13 protein-coding genes are annotated in these 13,778 nt (G+C 70.7%); 5 read left to right on the forward strand and 8 right to left on the reverse strand.

Annotated features, from left to right (window positions below; all coding sequences use genetic code 11):
* Nucleotides 1-32 precede the first annotated feature (32 nt).
* On the reverse strand, nt 33-1,841 hold the full coding sequence (locus tag BFN33_RS03460) for a SpoIIE family protein phosphatase (protein ID WP_079140564.1): 1,809 nt from the start codon (nt 1,839-1,841) through the stop codon (nt 33-35).
* A gap of 307 nt (nt 1,842-2,148) precedes the next feature.
* Between BFN33_RS03460 and BFN33_RS03465 the strand changes: the two genes are divergently transcribed.
* Entirely contained in the window at nt 2,149-2,823 is a 675-nt protein-coding gene (locus BFN33_RS03465; protein WP_069758318.1) for a hypothetical protein, read from the forward strand.
* Between the two features lie 57 nt (nt 2,824-2,880).
* Here the strand turns inward: BFN33_RS03465 and BFN33_RS03470 are convergent, their stop codons facing one another.
* The 5 genes from BFN33_RS03470 to BFN33_RS03490 all read right to left on the reverse strand — a co-directional run bounded on the left by BFN33_RS03470 (nt 2,881) and on the right by BFN33_RS03490 (nt 8,059).
* Nucleotides 2,881-3,309 (reverse strand): hypothetical protein, encoded by a 429-nt coding sequence (locus tag BFN33_RS03470; RefSeq protein ID WP_176742291.1) that lies wholly within the window; start codon nt 3,307-3,309, stop codon nt 2,881-2,883.
* Between the two features lie 91 nt (nt 3,310-3,400).
* Nucleotides 3,401-4,174, reverse strand: coding sequence for a chitosanase (locus BFN33_RS03475; RefSeq protein WP_256122657.1), 774 nt, complete (start codon nt 4,172-4,174; stop codon nt 3,401-3,403).
* 568 nt (nt 4,175-4,742) lie between these two features.
* Entirely contained in the window at nt 4,743-5,189 is a 447-nt protein-coding gene (locus tag BFN33_RS03480) for a response regulator (RefSeq protein ID WP_069758321.1), read from the reverse strand.
* Complete coding sequence (locus BFN33_RS03485; RefSeq protein WP_088245242.1) at nt 5,186-6,796, reverse strand: ATP-binding protein; 1,611 nt, start codon at nt 6,794-6,796, stop codon at nt 5,186-5,188. Before BFN33_RS03485 ends, BFN33_RS03480 begins: the two co-directional genes overlap by 4 nt.
* Nucleotides 6,797-6,838: 42 nt before the next feature.
* Entirely contained in the window at nt 6,839-8,059 is a 1,221-nt protein-coding gene (locus tag BFN33_RS03490) for a PP2C family protein-serine/threonine phosphatase (RefSeq protein ID WP_069758322.1), read from the reverse strand.
* A 376-nt stretch (nt 8,060-8,435) separates the two neighbouring features.
* On the opposite strand from BFN33_RS03490, the gene BFN33_RS03495 reads away from it, so the two are divergent.
* A complete protein-coding gene (locus tag BFN33_RS03495; protein ID WP_069758323.1) occupies nt 8,436-8,753 on the forward strand; it encodes a hypothetical protein in 318 nt (105 codons plus the stop codon).
* 176 nt (nt 8,754-8,929) lie between these two features.
* Nucleotides 8,930-9,838 (forward strand): glycoside hydrolase family 16 protein, encoded by a 909-nt coding sequence (locus tag BFN33_RS03500; RefSeq protein ID WP_069758324.1) that lies wholly within the window; start codon nt 8,930-8,932, stop codon nt 9,836-9,838.
* Here BFN33_RS03500 and BFN33_RS03505 read toward each other — a convergent pair.
* Together BFN33_RS03505 and BFN33_RS03510 are read right to left on the reverse strand one after the other, a co-directional pair.
* Nucleotides 9,801-10,718, reverse strand: coding sequence for an LLM class flavin-dependent oxidoreductase (locus BFN33_RS03505; RefSeq protein WP_069758325.1), 918 nt, complete (start codon nt 10,716-10,718; stop codon nt 9,801-9,803). The two genes, BFN33_RS03500 and BFN33_RS03505, sit on opposite strands and share 38 nt — an antisense overlap.
* Before the next feature lie 40 nt (nt 10,719-10,758).
* Entirely contained in the window at nt 10,759-11,778 is a 1,020-nt protein-coding gene (locus BFN33_RS03510; protein ID WP_069758326.1) for an aldo/keto reductase, read from the reverse strand.
* Nucleotides 11,779-11,967: 189 nt separating this feature from the next.
* On the opposite strand from BFN33_RS03510, the gene BFN33_RS03515 reads away from it, so the two are divergent.
* Nucleotides 11,968-12,546, forward strand: coding sequence for a TetR/AcrR family transcriptional regulator (locus BFN33_RS03515; RefSeq protein ID WP_069758327.1), 579 nt, complete (start codon nt 11,968-11,970; stop codon nt 12,544-12,546).
* A gap of 286 nt (nt 12,547-12,832) precedes the next feature.
* Nucleotides 12,833-13,768 carry an alpha/beta hydrolase gene (locus BFN33_RS03520; protein ID WP_256122658.1) on the forward strand — a complete coding sequence of 312 codons (936 nt, stop codon included), beginning with the start codon at nt 12,833-12,835 and terminating at the stop codon, nt 13,766-13,768.
* The last annotated feature ends 10 nt before the right edge of the window (nt 13,769-13,778 follow it).

Consider the following 13,778-nt stretch of genomic DNA (forward strand, 5'->3'; position numbering starts at 1 on the left):
GCCCGGGTGGTGGGCGCAAACGGCCCGTGGGGTCACGGGCGTTGTCTATCACGGTCGTCCGTCGCCCAGGTGGCGCGGGGTACCGACGCGGGCTCCCTGCGGGTGTCGGACCAGCTGTCGGGATCATGTTCGGAGGGGGCTCGTACGGCGAGGAGGGCGACGTCGTCGTCGTTGGTGACGTCTCGGACCCGGCGCAGCACCTGGTCGGTGAAGGAGGCCAGCGGGCGGTGGGCGAGGGCGGCGGCGTGTCTGCGCAGGCGCTCCAGGCCCTCGTCGAGGGTCTGGCCGGGCGCCTCGATCAGGCCGTCGGTGTACAGCAGCAGCGTGGAGCCGGGCGGCAGCGGGGTGGTCGCTTCGGTACGCGGTGTACGGACTCCGGTGCCCAGGAGGATGCCGTGGCCGTCGGTCAGGAAACGGGCCAGGCCGTCGTGGCTGATCAGCAGGGGTGGCGGGTGGCCGGCGTTGGTCCAGGACAGCTCCCAGTGGCCGTCGTCCCGCTCCTCCACCCGGGCGAAGATCGTGGTGGCCATGGTGACGTCGGTGATGTGCATGACCGCCTCGTCGAGCCGGGCGACGATCCGGCTCGGGGGTTCCTGGTGGGCCCAGGCGTAGGCGCGGAGCATGTTGCGCAGTTGCGCCATGCCGGCCGCCGCCTCCAGGTCGTGGCCGACGACGTCTCCGACCGCCAGTGCGGTGGCGCCGTCGGAGAGGGAGAAGGCGTCGTACCAGTCGCCGCCGACCTGTGAGGCATCGGGAGCGGGCAGGTAGCGGGCCGTCATCTGCAGTCCGGGAACCCGCGGCATCTGGGGCAGCAGGTGGTTCTGCATGGTCTCGGCGACCTTGCGCTGACGCTGGTACAGACGCGCGTTGTCCAGGGCCAGGCCGGCGCGGCGGGCGATGTCCTCCAGCAGGGGGAGATCGGCGGTGGTGAAGTCCACCGGATCCTTGGTGCGGCCCAGGGTCAGTGCGCCCAGGACCGCGCGGGTGCTGCGAATGGGGGCGATGGCGGCGGAACGGATACCGGTGGCCTCGAACAGGCGGTGCTGTTCCACCGCGATACCGGAGTCCGGTTCCTGCTGGTAGGTCTGCGGACCGGCCAGCGTCGAGGCGACCCCGCGCAGGGCCCTGGACAGGGGCATCGGCGAATCCTCCGGGACCGGCGGCATCGGTCCCTGAAGATCCTCGTGGTGCACCAGGGTGTCGTTCTCCCCGTGGACGACGGCAGCGCGCCACACCTCGTCGCGCTCGGTGATCAGATCGACGACGGCCCAGTCCGCCAGCCGGGGCACCACCAGTGCCAGCAGCCGGCGCAGCGTCTCCTCGGCGTCGAGAGTGGACGTCAGCCGGGTGGTGGTCTCGGCCAGCAGCGCGAGCCGCTCGAGTTCCGGCAGCGGATCGGCCGGCGTCTCGAGTCGTCTGGCGGTCTCCGGCGGGCGCTGGGCGTGGACGAGCACGAGCGTGCCGGCTTCCCGGCCGTCCACGACGTACGGCGTGATCATCCAGGACACGGGCAGCAAGGAGCCGTCCCCGCACTCGAAGTAATCCCCGTCGGCCTGCGCGGTGCGCCCGGCGTGGAAGGCCTGCCGCATGTCGCACCGGCTCCTCGGCAAGTGGTGGCCGTGGGCGTCCCGGTGCAGCAGGTCGTGCGCGTCGCGGCCGAGGAACTCCTCGGCGGGCCGGACCAGCAGCTGTTCGGCGTGGGCGTTGACGGCGAGGACGCTGCCCTCCTCGTCCACGACGTACGCCGCGGTCCCGATGGCCTCCAGGGCCTCCGTGAGTCCCCCGGCGGGTATGGCCGGGTATCGTCTCTCGGGGGTCGCCGCGTCCTCCGCGCCTGTCATGTCTCCCTCTCCTCGCTGGTCGGCTGCCGCCCTTTGCCCGTCGGTGGCATGTCGTTCGGCGGTACTGGCCTTCCCGTCTGCCCCGACACCCATGTATCCAGCCTCGCGTGTGAGCGAGACCTCGCAACCTGGTCGGCGGGGCCGCCAGCGTGGAAAAGGAGGAGCCGCGACACCTTCGCGCCCCCTGACGCTTCCGTGCGCCGGATGCGTGTGGCCGAATTCCCCCTGCTTTCAAGGCACTTGGCCGCGGACTGGGTATCCGTGAAGTCACGGGTGGAGACCGGCGGCACAAGGGAGGGCTGGGGCTGTGGCACGCCTGTCGTGGACGTCCGGCCCCATCCCGTCACGCCGGTCGCGCAAGCGCCGTGTGGTGCGCGCGCTGCGGGCTCAGGGGTTCTACGGGCCCAGGTTCCGTGACGTGCTGCCCGCTTTCGCCGGTGTCGTGGCGGCCGTGTGCGCAGTGGCCGCCGTGCTCGCCGCGGGATACCGGGCTGCCGGGATCGTCGTCCCGGTCGCCGGCGTCGCGTTCCTGGCCCTGGTCGTCACGGCCGCGATACGGCACGGACGTCCTGGCGCTCGTCGCCGTATCGGTTACTACACCGAGGACGAACTGCTCGAACTCGACACCCAGGGACTCGCGCTGGCGGTGGCGCGGATGCTGCGCCGGGACGGGTGGCGGGTGCGGTTGATGCCCGCGCCGGACCGGCCGCGGCTGTGCGCCCGCGACGCGGCCGGCCGTCGGATCGACGTGGCCTTCCGGCCGGTGGCGGAACCCCTCCCCGACGAGGACGCGCCGCACCCTCACCCGCACCGCGGGGACCAGGAATCACCCCTGCGCCTGGTCGTCCACCGCGGCGTCTTCACCGCCCGAGACATCCGTTGGGCTCGGCGGGAGAAGACGATCTGCCTGCTCGACGGGTCCGCTCTGCGGCAGTGGGCGGCGGGCGCACGACTCAACGACGTGCTGTCGCAGGGTTGGTGACCGGCAGTCGGTACGCCCCTGTCGCGCAGGAACGTCTCCTCGTCTGCCTCTCCCCCGTCAGATCCGCCCGCCGGTCAAGCGGGTGATCGGACCGTGCACGTGACGCCCGGCGCGTCGGCCGGCTGCGTACGACGTCGCGGTCAGCGCGGTCAGCCCGGCACCCACGCCCGCGGCGATGAGCTTTCGCTGGGCTATCACCGTCCAGGCCGTCTTGGCGACGGCCGCGGCCTGCCCCGAGGCGGCGATGACGGTCTGGCGCCCGGACTCGACGCTCTTGGCCGCGGTCTGCGCGGCCCCACTCGCCGTCCTGGCCGCCCGCTCCGTCGCCTCCTTGCCCGCTGACGCAGCGTCATCCGTCTTCGTGGCCGCCTTGTTCGCCGCCTTGGTCGCCGGGGCGGTGGCCTTCGCCGTGGTACGGCGGGCCTTCGCCGACGCGGACCGCGTGGTCACGGAATCTTGGTTCGTCTGCTCGTTCGATTCACTCATGGACAACGCGTTACCGCTCGCTTCGACGGCAAACACGCTCCGTTGGAAACGGCCCGGTGCCGCAGCACCGGGCCGTCACGCGTCACCCGTCTCAGCCGATGTGGTAGCTGTCCCCGTAGACCTTCCAGTCAAGTGGCGGGTTCAGGTCGAAGTTGCCCTTGCGCAGGAAGACACGTTGGGCCGTGTCGACGCGGCTGGTGTCGCTGTGCGCCTCCTCCTGCTTCATCGCCCATACACGTGCGTCGAGGAAGGCGTTCAGGTACGTCGTCTCGTCGCCGCCCTGCGCCGGCGGCTTGGCCTGGCGCAGGGCCCGGCGGCGGATGCTGCTGAAGCTGGTCGCGTCGCCGCCGTCGCCGTGCATGACGATGGCGTCGTAGTAGGCGAACTGACCGAGCACACGCAGGCCGTCCGCCTTGCCCTGCTTGACGGCGGGGTTGAAGTAGACGCGGTCGCGTTCGTCGTTCTGCGCCTGCTGGAACGCCGTGTCCCGGGCGGCCTTGCGCCAGTCGTCGGGGAAGTTCGGGTCCAGGCCGTCGTGCGAGTCGGTGCCGTCGACGCGGCGCAGCGCCGGCAGATACCTGGCAAGGACGTTGCCGGGCTTGCGGTCGGTGTACAGCTCGACGAGGTCGAGCATGTCTCCGGTGCCGGAGCAGAAGCCGATGATGCCGGCGGTGTAGCCGCGGCCGTCACCTATGTCCTCTATGTACTTGTACTGGGCCTTCCAGTCGAGCGAGGAGTTCTCCGCGCTCGACACCAGCTTCATGGCGATCTCCTTCTTCGCGGGGTCGTCGAGGCCCACTGCGGCCGCGGGCGCTGCCGCGGCGCGCGGAGAGCTGAGCAGGGCGCCGCAGGTCGCCGCTCCCATCAGAGCGAGCAGGGTGCGGCGGGAGGTGTGGGCGATCGGGGGCACTGTGTCAGGTTCCACGGGGGCTCCAAGTGGAGGTGGGGGGTGGAGAGTTGGTCCGTACCTGATTGTTAGGAACGTTTCCTACCAGTGCGAGGAGCGATCAGTAACCCACTGCGCGGAACTTCGTAGGTTCGAACGAATGATGTTCGGCAAGACGTGAGTTCGACCAGCCGGTCGAAGGTGGGAGCTAGCTCCGCAAAACGTCCTTCGCGAACAGGAGGCCGTCGCCCAGAGCGGGACGGAGCCGAACCAGGGGGACTTACGGGGCGCGCACGACCTGGAGGCCGGCACGGTGTCCGAGCGCGCCGCGGTGGCCGGGTCCGGCGGCATCTTCATCGGGCCGCTGGCAGCCAAGCTCGGAATCCGGCCCGCGACGCTGCGCAAACGGGAGCGCGGAGGCTAGTGCGCCCGCGCCGTGACGCGCTCACCGCGTATCGCGTCTACGACAAGGGCTGGAGCCGCTCGGGGCGCCGGAGGCGTACCTCCGCGAACGGGGATGAGCGGGAATGAGACCTCGGCCGTGGCCTCAGAAGTGCCGTGGCAGTCGGACGACCTGGACGAAGAAGTCGTCGATCTGGCGGACCGCGGCGATGAACTGGTCCAGGTCCACCGGCTTGGTGACATAGGCGTTCGCGTGGAGCTTGTAGCTGCGCAGGATGTCCTCCTCGGCCGCGGAGGTGGTGAGGACGACCACGGGGATGTGGGCCAGGTCAGGGTCGGACTTGATCTTCTCCAGGACCTGACGGCCGTCGTACTTGGGGAGGTTGAGGTCGAGGAGGATCAGGTCGGGCTGCGGCGCGTCGGTGTGGTCGCCGCGTCGGTAGAGGAAGTCCAGTGCTTCCTCGCCGTCCCGTACCACATGGAGCGTGTTGCCGATCTTGTTGTCCTCGAAGGCCTCACGAGTCATCAACTCGTCGCCGGGGTCGTCCTCGACGAGGAGTACGTCGATGGGGCTGGCGGCGGGGGTGGTCATGTCAGGGCCTTTTCCTCGGTGCCGACAGCGGAGGTCTCCGGGCTTTCGGCGATGGACGGGAGCGTGAAGCAGAAGCGGGTGCCGTCCGTGTGGACGGTGTCGATCCAGATCCTGCCTCCGTGTTGTTCCACGATCTTCTTGCACAGTGCCAGACCGATGCCGGTGCCACCGTAGGCGTCCCGCCCGTGCAGCCGCTGGAAGATGATGAAGACCTTCTCCGTGAACGGCTCCGGAATGCCGATGCCGTTGTCCGTGACGGTGATCAGCAGGCTACCGGGGTCGTCGGGGTCGGTTCCACAGGTGATGGACACGTGCGGAGCGCGGTCGGGCTGGCGGAACTTGAGGGCGTTGCCGACGAGGTTCTGCCAGAGCATGGCCAGCAGGGTGGGATCCCCGACGACCTCGGGCAGGTGCTCCGGGCGGTCGACGCGGGCACCGGACTCCTCGACGGCGGTCCCGAGGTTGGCCAGCGCCTTGTCCAGTGCCTCGTCGAGACCGACCGGTACCCGGGCGTCGTTGACGCGTCCGACCCGGGAGAAGGTGAGCAGGTCGTTGATGAGGACCTGCATGCGCCGGGCCCCGTCGACCGCGAAATCGACGTACTGCCGACCGCGGTCGTCGAGTGTGTCGCCGTAGCGCTTCTCCAGCAGCTGGCAGAAGGAGGCGACCTTGCGCAGGGGCTCCTGAAGATCGTGGGAGGCGACGTAGGCGAACTGCTCCAACTCGGCGTTGGAGCGGCGCAGTTCCTCGGCCTGGGCGTCCAGGTCGGCGGCCTGCCTGGTCAGCACCTGCTCTTGTGCACGGGAGGCCTCGAGCTCGGCCACGACATGCCAGCGCATGCCCTCGACGGCGTTGGCCACCGCGATCAGATCGGCCGGGCCGCCGCCGCTGATGACGTACGCGAAGTCGCCGCCGGCCACCCGCCCCGACGCCGTGCTGAGCGCCTCCAGGGGGCGTGTCACCAGGACCCGGACCAGGACGGCACAGGCGACGCCGGCCAACAGGAAGGCCGCGACCATGCCGGCCAGGACCGAGTCGCGCACGTTCCGTTCATGGGCGAGGTGGGAGCGGCCGTCCTCCACCGCCTTCGCCAGGTCGGTGTTCTGCTTGTGCCACAAGGTGCGCAGCCGGTCGAACTCCTTCTTGCCCTGATCGGCCTTCTGCTGGTCCAGCGGCTTCGGCCGGCCGGGGGTGACCGAGACCGCGAGGGGTTCGGCGTAGGTGCGGCGCCAGTCGGCCGCCTGGCTTTCGATCGCCTTGAGGTCCGCCAGCAGTGCCGGCCGGTCGCCGATGTACTCGTGCAGCCGGGCGGCCGAGCCCGCCTCGGCCTGTTTGCCCTGGGTGTACGGGTCGAGGAACTGCCGGTCGGCGGCGATCGCGTAGCCGCGGATGCCCGTCTCCTGGTTGACCTGCGCCGCCTGCAGCCGGTACGCCTCGGTCTGGGCGGGCTGGACGCGGCGCAGCAGCTGGTCGCTCACCTCTGCCGTCCGGCCGAGCAGATGGGCGCCGACCACGCTGCCGACCACCACCAGCAGCGTCATGACGGCCAGAGCCAGGTAGACCCAGCCCTGCACCGTCAGCCGGCGCCCGATCCACGCCGTGTCCATGCCTCGCCTCACCGTGTGCTCCGACACCACGCTCCCGCTCACTCAGTTCCAGTTCAGGTGGACGACGGCCACATCGTCGGCCAGGCCGCCCCGCGCCTCGGCGAGGCTCTCGGCCTTCCCGATCAGCCGGTCCACGAAGGCTTCCGCATCCAGGGCGGCGCCCTCGCGGGCGAGGGCCAGCAGCCCCTCCTCGCCCAGGCGTTCCGGGCCCCGGCTCACATGTCCCTCGAACAGGCCGTCGGTGAAGAGCACCACCGACGTTCCCGCCGGAACCGGCAGGTGTGCGGTCGGCCATCGCGCGCCGCCGGGGACCATGCCCAGGGCCGGTCCGCCGGGCACCTCCACCCACTCCACGTCCGATCCGGTGCGGTGGAGCAGGCCGTGATGACCGGCTCGTACGACGTGGGCCTGCTGCTCTCCCGGCACGGCGGCCAGCGTCACGAGGGTCGCGAAGACCTCGTCACGCGCCCGCTCGGCCATCAGCAGCTCCTCGAGCCGGGCCATCTGCTGCGCGCCGGTGATGCCGCTGAGGACGAGGGTGCGCCAGGCGATCCGCAGGGCGACTCCCAGGGCCGCTTCGTCCGGGCCGTGCCCGGAGACGTCCCCGATGAGGGCGTGGAGGGTGCCGTCGGCGCTCTGGACGATGTCGTAGAAGTCGCCGCCCAGCAGTGTCTGCGCGCGTCCGGGCCGGTAGCGGGCCACGACCTGGACGCCCTCGGCACGCAGGAGGGGGCGGGGCAGCAGTCCCCGTTCCAGGCGGGCGTTCTCCTGTGCCTGGAGCGCGCCGGCCTGCAGGGCCACCGCCGCCTGCTCGGTCTGCTTGCGCTGGATCGCGTAGCGCACCGCCCGTCCGAACAGCTCGGGCTCGACCCGGCCCTTGACCAGGTAGTCCTGTGCGCCGGCCGCGACCGCGGCGAGGCCGGTCTGCTCCTCGGCTAGCCCGGTGAGGACCACGATGGCGACCTGCTCGGCCAGCCCCTGGACCAGGGAGACCGCCTCAAGTCCATGAGCGTCCGGCAGGTGCAGGTCGAGCAGCACACAGTCGGGCGTCTCGGTGGCGAGCACCTCGGTGGCCTCGGTCATCGACCGCACCCAGCGCAGCCGCATCTTCACGTCGCCGTCGGCGACCAGTTCCTCCACGAGCAGCGCGTCGCCGGGATCGTCCTCCACGAGGAGAACCGAAGGCTCCCAGCGCTCCCACGCCGTCTCGGCACCGGCTGCCGTCGCCGACACCAACTCGGCAGCCCCAGTCCCCGAGATCACTGCGGTCCCGCCCTCCCATACGTGTCGTTTGCCTCCAGACGTTGTCCAGCACAACGATGGGAGCTCAGCCAGAGTGACGATCCGATCTTCACACGTCACGGAGAAGGCAACGGAGCCCATCGCCGCACCGCGCGGGGTCCTGCGCCACGGGCAGTGCCCTGCCTGTGGCAGCCCTCATCGAGGTCGTCATCGTCCGCCCATCCCGAGATTGCATTCGTTCGGGCCGCGTGTACCCCCGATCGGCGGCACCATGCAGGGGCGGCTGCAGAAAACGACCTTCCGCGGCACACCTTCTCCACATCCGCGGCCCTTCCCCGGGCCTTCGGTTCCGATCGGCCTCACGGGGAACCGGGTAGGACGTCAGAAAGGAGTCGCCGTGACCACCTACGTCATCACCGTCCCCGGCACGTTTCTGCGAGGAGTCCCCGACAGCGTCCACTCCGACATCGGGCGAAGGCTGCGGCCTCAGGACCCCAGGAACACGGATCTCGGGGAGAGCGAGGAGCTGAATGTGCTGACCGTGGAGGAGGACGGCATGTTCGCCGCCCGGGTCGAGGTCGAGGCCGCCGACCGGTTGCAGGCCGAGGCCGAGGCGGTACGGCTGGTTTCCCGGGCCCTGCGTGACAGCGGCCTGGCCGAGGAGGACTCGCCGTTGGGCCCGGCCGTCGTGACCGGCATCGACAGCGAGCTCTGAGGCAGGCGCCGAAGCGGCCATCCGGTTCGCGGCGTGTCCGGGGGATGGCGCCGCGGAGTCCGGCGGGCGAGGATGTTCCTTCGCGCAAGCGCGGTCCGCCCACCGCGGTTCCTGGCCTCTTCGGTGCCCCCGCGCGGCACGGGCGGACGACGTCGGCCGCCTGAAGGAGCCTCGGGATGGGTTCACACGCAGCGCCGCACCACCACAAGCGCACCCTGGTGATGGTCTCGAGCCTCCTGCTCGTGGGAGGCGGCCTCCTGGGCCTCCCTCGGGCCGACGGAGCGCCCGCTCCGGCCGACGCCTGCCGTACCACCGCCACGCACCTGCCCCGTGGTGACTGCGGCCCCTTCTGGCAGGTCCTCGCCGAGGACTTCAACGGCGACCGGGTGCCGCTGGGTTCGTTCAGCGACTGCGAGCACGACGTCGACACCTCTGCGGCCCACTGCGGGGGCCTGAAGGGGAAGTACCGCGACAACTGGTGGGCGTATCCGACCGGTTGGCCCGACACGGCCGGCAGCCGGGGGCGGGACGTGGTGGGGGTCTACCACCCGGAGGACACCGTGAGCGTCGGTCCCGCGGCGAACGGCGACGGCAGGATGTCCGTGCGGATGTGGCGACCCGCCGACGGCGGCCCCGTGCATGCCGCGGCGCTGGTGCCGCGAGCGGTGATGCAGATGAAGTACGGCAAGTACAGCGCGCGCATCAAGGTCACGAAACTCGCGCCCGGCTACAAGTCCGCGTGGCTGCACTACGGCGGAGGCTGCGAGATGGACCACCCCGAAGGCGAGTGGACCGGCTCCCTGAGCTCCTTCCACCACCCCTGTGGTGGCGGTGAGCAGGGCTACTTCCCGGGAAGCGACGACTGGACGCGGTGGCACACCGTGTCCACCGAGTGGACTCCCGGCCACGTCCGGTTCTTCGTCGACGGCCGACAGACGGGTCATGACACCCGTGACGTGCCGGACCTCCCCCTGTCCTGGGTGCTCCAGAACGAAAGCGCCCTGGAGGGCCCGGGGGCGGCACCGGGAAGCAGCGCGCAGCTCGACATCACGTGGGTGGCGGCGTACGCGTACGGCTGGAAGTGACCTCTCGGACGGACGGGTTGATGAGTTCGTCGGTGACCCACCGGGCGACGTGGGCGGGGTAGGGCGACGGCAGGCCGAGGACCAGGTGGGTGAAGCCCGCGTCGATCGCCTCGCTGATCGCGTCGCGGGTGGAGCCCGGGCGGTCGTAGGAGACGGGCACGTGGATCGAGCGGGTGATCTCGGCCGGGTCGCGGCCGATCTCCTCGCAGTAGCGGTCGAGCAGGGCGCTGCGGCGGACGACGTCCTCGGTGTCGCCGCCGGGGATGTTCCACAGGTCGGCGTGTTCGGCCGCGATGCGCAGGGTCGCGGCCGAACGGCCGCCGATCAGGATCGGGGGGTGGGGGCGCTGGACCGGTTTGGGATTGCCGAAGGCTCCGGTGACGTGGTGGTGGGTGCCGTGGTGGTCGAAGGGTTTCTCCTCGGTCCACAGGCGCTTGATCAGCGTGCAGGCTTCCGCGAGGCTGCTCACCGCTTGCGGGGAGTCGTGGAAGGGCAGGCCGTGGGCTTCGTACTCGCGCCGGGCCAGGGGATGGTCGGGGCGGGAGCCGACGCCGATGCCGAAGTCGAGCCGGCCGCCGGAGACCACGTCTACGGTGGTGGCGATCTTGGCGAGCATCGCGGGTGGTCGGAAGCGGTTGCTGGTCACCATGACTCCGAGCCGTAGGCGTCGGGTCCGGGCGGCCAGGGCCGCGAGGAGGGTCCAGCCTTCGTAGGCCGGGCCGTCAGGATCGCCGCCGATCGGCATGAGGTGGTCGAAGAGCCAGGCGTGCTCGATGGCGGGGATCGTGTCGGCCTCGCGCCAGACCCGCAGGATGTCGTCGTAGTCGACCTGCATGGGGGCGGTCATGATCCCGAAACTGGGCGGGGGTCGGTGCGGCATGGACGGTGGATTCCTTTCGTCCTGGGGTCTCCCCCGGCGGTCAGCGACGACGCAGTGACGGGTCGAGGAGCGCGGGCGGGGTGTCGTACTTCTCCTCGGGGGCCAGGTCGGTGCCGGGGGCGACGATCTCGTCGATCGCGTCGAGCACGTCGTCGGTCAGGACGGCGTCCGCGGCGGCGAGTTGGGCGCGCAGGTGGTCGACCGTGCGAGGGCCGACGAGGGCACTGGTCACGCCGGGGTGGGCGGTCACGAAGCCGAGTGCGAGCTGGATGAGCGTGAGGCCCGCCTCGTCGGCGACCGCGGCCAGCCGCTCGACCGCGTCGAGCCGGGCCCGGTTGGCGGGGATCGTGGTGTCGAATCGCGCGGGCAGGAAGGCCGAGCGATGGGTGGTGATGTCCCGGCCCGCGCGGATCGCGCCCGACAGCCAGCCCGAGGCCAGCGGGCTCCACACCAGCACGCCGAGGCCGTACTCCTGGGTGACGGGCAGGACGTGGGTCTCTATGCCGCGCTGGAGGATGGAGTAGCTGGGCTGTTCGGTGACGTAACGGCTCAGGCGGTGCTCGTGGGCGGCCCACTGGGCCTGCACGATGCGGTGGGCGGGGAAGGTGGAGGAGCCGAAGTAGCGGATCTTTCCGGCACGTTGCAGGTCGGTGAGGGCCGACAGCGTCTCCTCGTCGGCGGTGTTCGGGTCCCACCGGTGGATCTGGTACAGGTCGACATGGTCGACGCCGAGGCGGCGCAGGCTGGCGTCCAGTTCGGTGACCAGCCAGCGGCGTGAACTGCCCTGGTGGTTGCGCTCGTTGCCGATGGGCATGCCGGCCTTGGTGGCCAGCACGATGTCGTCGCGGCGACCGGCGACGGCCTTGCCGACCATCTCCTCCGACTCGCCGTCGCCGTACATGTCGGCGGTGTCGATGACGTTGATACCGGCCTCGAGAGCGGCGTCGACGATCGCGGTGGCCTCGTCCTGTGTGGTGCGGCCGATCCGGCCGAAGTTCATCGCGCCCAGCGCGAGGGCGCTGACCTGGACACCGGTGCGGCCCAATGTGCGGTACTGCATGTTGTTCCTCCGTAACGGGTACAGCCGTGCGGCATGCGGTGGCATGGCCTGTCTTGGCTCGCCTCGGCTCGCCGTGGCATGGCTTGGTCGCCGGGGCTCCGCTCTGCCATCATGGGCAAACGGAACCTCGTTCCGGAAACGATACGGAACATAGTTCCGTTTTTGCAAGGCGACGGAGGAAGCAGCACGGTGAACGACGACTCGGGGCGCGCGGCCCCACGCCGGAAAGACGCCCGGCGCAACAAGGAGACGCTGCTCGATGCGGCCGCCGCGGTGTTCGTCAGCAAGGGTGTGGAGGCACCGGTGCGTGACATCGCCGCCGAGGCCGGTGTCGGGCTCGGCACGATCTACCGGCACTTCCCCACCCGGTCGGACCTGATCATCGCCGTCTACCGGCACCAGGTCGACGCCTGCGCCGAGGCCGGTCCCGCCCTGCTCGCGAGCAGCGCGACGGCGCATGCCGCACTGGAGCAGTGGATCAGCCTCTTCGTCGACTTCCTGGTCACCAAGCACGGGCTCGCGGGCGTCCTGCAGTCCGACAACTCCGGCTTCGACACGCTGCACGCCTACTTCCTCGACCGCCTCGTGCCCGTATGCACCCAGCTGCTCGACGCCGCGACGGCGGCCGGAGAGATCCGCTCGGGCGTCGGGGCGTACGAGTTGATGCGCGGGGTCGGCAACCTCTGTATCGGCGCGGACAGCGATCCGAATTACGACCCGCGGCGGCTGGTCGGGATCCTCATTGCGGGTCTGCGTCTGCCGGGCTGACGCCGTCAGGTGGGGCGTGTTCGCGTCGGCCGCGCTCCTCCTCGCCGGGCCCGATCGCCGCACGTCTCCTGGGCCGTCGCGGCGCGCCGACGCGATGGCGTGCAGTTCCGACGGCCGGCCTTCTCGGTGTCGCCGCGGTGGTCCTGCGGCACCGATCTTCCCTACGAGACGGCACCCGGTAGGTCACTCCCGGCCGGCACCCTGGCTCCCCAGCCCGGGCGTGACGCAGCTCACCGGAAAAAGGTGACAGGGGGTTGTCGCGGACGGGTGTGACCGTGGGCGCGTGATGATCACCGATGAGGACTGCCTCGCCGAGACCCTGGCGTTCAACGCACAGTACGAGGCGACTGCGCCGCGCCGGCCGGCGCGCGAAGGAAGACCGGGCGCGGACCTGCTGGCCGCCCTGCGGCATAACCGACTTGGCGGCGACACGCCGCCGACGAGACTGCCGTACGGACAAGACCGTGTCGTCGAGGGCGGTGTCAAGGTGCGGGTGTTCGTGCCGGATCGCGTCGACGGCGTGTACCTGCACTTCCACGGCGGCGGCTGGGCCTTCGGTTCTGCGGACGGGCAGGACGAGAGGCTGTGGCTGCTCGCCGTCCGGGCCCGGCTGGCGGTGGTGAGCGTGGAGTACCGGCTCGCGCCGGAACACCCCTTCCCTGCAGGGCCCGACGACTGCGAAGTGGCGGCCCGGTGGCTGGTGAAGCACGCCGCGGCCGAGTTCGGTACCGAACGGCTGCTGATCGGCGGCGAGTCGGCCGGGGCCCACCTGAGCGTGCTGACCCTGCTGCGACTTCGGGACCGGCACGGCATCATCGGCGCGTTCCGGGCGGCCCACCTGCTCTTCGGGCCCTACGACCTGTCGATGACACCGAGCCAGCGGTCGTTCGGCTCCAGGCGGCTGTTGAGCAACACCGACACCCTGCGGCGGACGTACGAGCTGTGCACACCGGGCCTCGGGGCGGAACAGCGCCGTGATCCCGAGGTCTCCCCGCTGTTCGCCGACCTTGCCGGCCTGCCGCCCGCCAGAATCGTCGTGGGCACCGAAGATCCTTTGCTGGACGACTCGTTGTTCTTGGCGCGGCGGTGGCAGGCGGCCGGGGCGCCGGTACGGCTCGGCGTCGTAGCCGGGGCCATGCACGGTTTCACTCTTTTCCCACTGACCGTCACGGAGCGGGAACTGCGGCGCGAGCGGCACTTCCTGTCCACGACGGGACGGTAGCGTCACCGAC

Source organism: Streptomyces sp. LUP47B, assembly GCF_001746295.1.
Lineage (GTDB): Bacteria > Actinomycetota > Actinomycetes > Streptomycetales > Streptomycetaceae > Streptomyces.